Source organism: Massilia sp. DD77 (genome assembly GCF_036961685.1).
Lineage (GTDB): Bacteria > Pseudomonadota > Gammaproteobacteria > Burkholderiales > Burkholderiaceae_D > Telluria.
This window is the reverse complement of the sequence record NZ_JBAMDH010000083.1, coordinates 1-4,159: the sequence shown is the minus strand read 5'-3', so window position 1 is coordinate 4,159 and position 4,159 is coordinate 1. Positions and strand designations below refer to the sequence as shown.

Genomic DNA, 4,159 nt, shown 5'->3' with positions numbered 1-4,159 from the left:
TGGCGGACGACAATGCCGATGCGGCCGACTCGCTCTGTTCGCTGCTGCAGATGGCGGGGCACGACACCCGCACCGCCTACGACGGTGTGCACGCGCTGGAAGTGGCGGCCGGGTTCCGGCCGGAACTGGTGTTCCTGGACATCGGCATGCCGCGCATGGACGGCTACGAAGCGGCGCGCCGCATGCGCGCGCTGCCGGGGATGGAAGGGGTGTTGCTGGCCGCGTTGACAGGATGGGGTGCGGCCGAGGACCGGGCGCGCTCGCGCGCGGCGGGGTTCGATCATCACCTGCTCAAGCCGGCGGTGCCGGCGGAGGTGCAGCAGGTATTGGCGGAGGCTGCGGCGGCCTGATACCTGAACGATGCGGCACGTAGGGTTGGCGGCTATGCCGCCAACGCGCCCCGGCCAACCCTACTGGGAATTCCGGCTCCCCGCGCGGTCCACCACCAGCAACTGCCCCTGGCTGCGGCGCTCGCGCCCGGCGACATTCACCGCCGCCGTACCCGGACCGCGCACCGCGATGTCGGCGCGGCCGGCCGTCAGCTGGCGGCCTTCGAGGCTGCCCGAGCCGGTGCACTGGGCGCGCACCAGGTCGACCTTGCCGTCGATGCGGGCGTTGCCCGGACCGCTCATGTTCAGCAGCAGGCGCTTGCCGGACACGGTCGCGGTCAGGTCGCCCGAACCGCGCAGCTCGCCGTCCAGGGTATCCTCGACCTGGGCCAGCTCCACCGAGCCCGGGCCCTGGTTCTTGATGACGGCCTTCCTGACCTTCAGCTCCTCGCCGTCGAGGTCGCCCGAACCGGTGAGCACCGCGTTCAGTTCGCCCACCGTGCCGCTGAGCCTGACGTTGCCCGGCCCGCCCATGCGCACCACCGCGGTCCTGGCCTGCAGGCCGGCCGCGTTCAGCTCGCCGGAGCCGCTGATCTCGGCGTCGAGCTTGCGGATGGCGCCGCCGACGCAGGCATTGCCGGGACCGTGTTGCGCCGTGGTCACGGTTTCCGCCGCCAGGTTGCAGGCCTGGAAGTCGCCCGAGCCGCTGATCTCGGCGCGCAGCTCGCGGCTGCTGCCGTCCAGTTTCATGCTGCCCGGGCCGCTCAGGCGGGCCTGCAGGCGCGCCAGGCGCAGGTCGTCGGCTTCGAGGTCGCCCGAGCCGCTGACAGTGGCGTTGAGTTCGTTCCCCACGCCGGACAGGCGCACGTCGCCCGGGCCGGACATGTTCAACGTGACATTCGCCGCCTTGACCCGGTGCAGGTCGGCGTCGCCGCTGCCGCTCACGCGCAGGTTCAGCTCGCGCACGGCGCCGCTGGCCTCGAGGTCGCCCGGGCCGTCGACGCTGAGGGCGAAGCGGTCGCCGCTGACCTGGCTGAGTTCGACGTCGCCGCTGCCGGACATCTTGAGGCTCTTCAGCTGGGCGGCGGTGATGTGGATGACCACCGTGTCGCGGCGCTTGCCGAAACTGAACTGGAAACCGTTGCGTTCGACCGGTCGCACCACCAGGGTGTCGCCGCGCAAGACGGTCTCGACCTCTTCGAGCTGCTTGCGCTCGCCGCTGAGCTCGATGCCCTGGCGGCCCTGGGCGCGCACCACCACGTGGTAGGGGCCGGACAGCTCGAGCGCGCTGAAGGCGCCGACGGTGCGCTGCTCGGTGACGCTGCCTGCGGGCGGCTGCTCGGCATGGCTGGCCTGGGTGGCGAGGAAGCCGGCGCCGATGGCGGCGGCCAGGAGGGTGTGCTTGATGGCGGTTTTCATCGTGGTCTGGCAAGGGGATCGGGGGAGGCTTGACGATATGGCAAAATGCCGCGGGCTGCGCGTGGAAAACGACAGACGTGCAAAAACGTGGCGTCAAACGCAAATACGGGCGACGGGCTGCAAGGATCCGGCGGCCCGGCTGTCGCCATCCTGCCCAGCCTGGCGCATAATGGATGGATTGTCGAACCAGGCCCAGCCCGTGATCCGTTCCGTCTTCCCCTCTGCCGCCGGGCATTTCGCCTGCGCCGTCCTGGCGCTGGCGGCGGCGCACGTCCAGGCCGCGCCCTCGACCTTCGGGCCGGTGATCGGCAGCGCGCTGCTGTGCCGCAGCCATTTGGACAACAGGTATTTTCGCCAGTACCTGACCCAGGCCTTCGGGCCGTCCTACAAGCGCGAGGGCGGGGCCTACTGGTTCCGCACCGAGGCCAGCCTGTGGGGCGCCCAGGTGCGCGAGGTGATGGTCAGCGACGACAGCAGCGAGATCGTGTTCGTTGCCGCCGTCACCGACAGCACCCCCGAGGAACTGGAAAAGTCGGTGCGCGACCAGGCCGGGGTGGCCTTCCGCGCGCAGGACGCCACCCCCCATGCATTGCGCAAGTCGAATCCCGGCAGCACGATCGCGTACGCGAATGACAAAAGCAAAATATACTGCGCTAAGTTCAAACCGCAGCCTCCCGGCCGCTAGCGACGCATGTACAACCAGTTCTTCCACCTGAAGCAATCCCCGTTCTCGATCGCGCCCGACCCGCGCTACCTGTTCATGAGCGAGCGCCACCGCGAGGCGCTGGCGCACCTGCTGTACGGCATCGGCAGCGGCGGCGGCTTCGTGCTGCTCACCGGCGAGATCGGCGCCGGCAAGACCACGGTGTGCCGCTGCTTCATCGAACAGATCCCCGGGAACTGCCGCCTGGCCTATATCTTCAATCCCAAGCTGACGGTCGAGGAGCTGCTCCTGAGCGTGTGCGACGAGCTGCGCATCGAGCTGCCGCCTGCCGGGCCGTCGCCCTTCGGCGTGAAGGGCTATGTCGACGCCATCAACCGCTACCTGCTCGCGTCCCACGCCCAGGGCCTGAACAACGTGCTGGTGATCGACGAGGCCCAGAACCTGTCGCCCGAGGTGCTGGAGCAGCTGCGCCTGCTGACCAATCTCGAGACCAGCGAACGCAAGCTGCTGCAGATTATCCTGATCGGCCAGCCGGAACTACGCGCCATGCTCGCGCGCCCGGAGCTGGAACAGCTGGCCCAGCGCGTGATCGCGCGTTACCACCTTGGCCCCTTGTCGGAACCGGAAACCGGCGCCTACATCGCGCACCGCCTGGCGGTGGCCGGCGCCACGGGGACGCCGATTCCGCCGGCGCTCACGCCCCTGGTCCACCGCCTGACCCAGGGCGTGCCGCGCCGGATCAACCTGCTGTGCGACCGCGCGCTGCTCGGCGCCTATGTCGAGAACAGCCCGCAGGTCACGCGCCGCATCCTGCAGAAGTCGGCGAAGGAAGTGTTTGCCGGGGAGGGGACGGAAGCGCGCCCGCGCCCACGCTGGCCGGTCCTGGCCGGCGGCGTGCTGGCCGGCGCCGCCCTGAGCGCGGCGGCGGCCTGGCAGATGCTGCCCCAGGGCGAGACATCCGCGGTCGCCGCCGCGCCGGCACAGGCGCAGGCGGTTCCAGTCTCCGCCGGCGCCAGACTGCCGCTGCAGGAGAGCGAGCACGATGCGGTGCGCGCCCTGGCCGCGCTGTGGGGACAGCCGCTCGCGGGCGGCCAGCCTTGCCAGGCCGCGCTGCGCCTGAACCTGCGCTGCCACCAGGGCAGGGGCGGCCTGTACGAGCTGCGCCTGCTGGACCGGCCGGCCGTGGTCACCCTGCACGACGAAGCGCGCTCCGGCTATGCGCTGCTGGTCGGGATGGATGCCGCCAGCGTCACCCTGGATGCGGATGGGCGGCGCGAGCGCATCGCCCTGGCGGCCTTCGTGGCCCGCTTCGACGGCGAGTTCACCACCTTCTGGCGCATGCCGCGGGCTTTTCGCGACCAGGTCAGCCTGGGCGACCACGGGCCGGATGTCGACTGGCTCGCCGCCAGCCTCGCCACCCTCAACAAGGCCAGCGCTCCGGGCGCCGACCGGCCTTTCGACGCGCGCACCAAGGAGTGGCTGCGCGCCTTCCAGGCCACCCATCACCTCAAGGCGGACGGCGTGGCCGGGCCGCGCACCTACATGCGTCTGAACCAGCTGTCCGGCGTGCCGGAGCCGCGCCTGCTCGCCGCCGCGGGGAAGGCGCCCTGATATGTCCTACATCCTCGAAGCCCTCAAGAAAGCCCAGGCCGAGCGCCAGCTCGGCAACGCGCCGACCATCCACGCGCCGGCCCCGAGCTATGCCGCGCCTTCGGCCGCCCAGGGCGCTGGCAAGCGCGCGCTGGTC

The 4,159-nt window shown here is 70.7% G+C and carries 4 protein-coding genes; 3 read left to right on the top strand and 1 reads right to left on the bottom strand.

Annotation, left to right across the window (positions count from 1 at the left end; all coding sequences use genetic code 11):
* Nucleotides 1-350: response regulator (locus V7778_RS24995; protein WP_335560327.1), on the top strand; the 350-nt coding region annotated here is incomplete at its 5' end.
* Between the two features lie 60 nt (nucleotides 351-410).
* On the opposite strand, the gene V7778_RS24990 is transcribed toward V7778_RS24995, so the two are convergent.
* On the bottom strand, nucleotides 411-1,748 hold the full coding sequence (locus V7778_RS24990; RefSeq protein WP_335560325.1) for a head GIN domain-containing protein: 1,338 nt from the start codon (nucleotides 1,746-1,748) through the stop codon (nucleotides 411-413).
* A gap of 169 nt (nucleotides 1,749-1,917) precedes the next feature.
* Here V7778_RS24990 and V7778_RS24985 point away from each other — a divergent pair, with 169 nt between their 5' ends.
* The gene (locus tag V7778_RS24985) at nucleotides 1,918-2,433 is read left to right on the top strand and encodes a hypothetical protein (RefSeq protein ID WP_335560323.1); all 516 of its coding nucleotides are present in this window, start codon (nucleotides 1,918-1,920) and stop codon (nucleotides 2,431-2,433) included.
* 6 nt (nucleotides 2,434-2,439) lie between these two features.
* A complete protein-coding gene (locus tag V7778_RS24980; protein WP_335560321.1) occupies nucleotides 2,440-4,023 on the top strand; it encodes an AAA family ATPase in 1,584 nt (527 codons plus the stop codon).
* The last annotated feature ends 136 nt before the right edge of the window (nucleotides 4,024-4,159 follow it).

Coding starts and splice junctions, on each gene's coding strand:
- V7778_RS24985 (WP_335560323.1), top strand. CDS start 1,918: ATGGATGGATTGTCGAACCAGGCCCAGCCCGTGATCCGTTCCGTCTTC.
- V7778_RS24990 (WP_335560325.1), bottom strand. CDS start 1,748: ATGAAAACCGCCATCAAGCACACCCTCCTGGCCGCCGCCATCGGCGCC.
- V7778_RS24980 (WP_335560321.1), top strand. CDS start 2,440: ATGTACAACCAGTTCTTCCACCTGAAGCAATCCCCGTTCTCGATCGCG.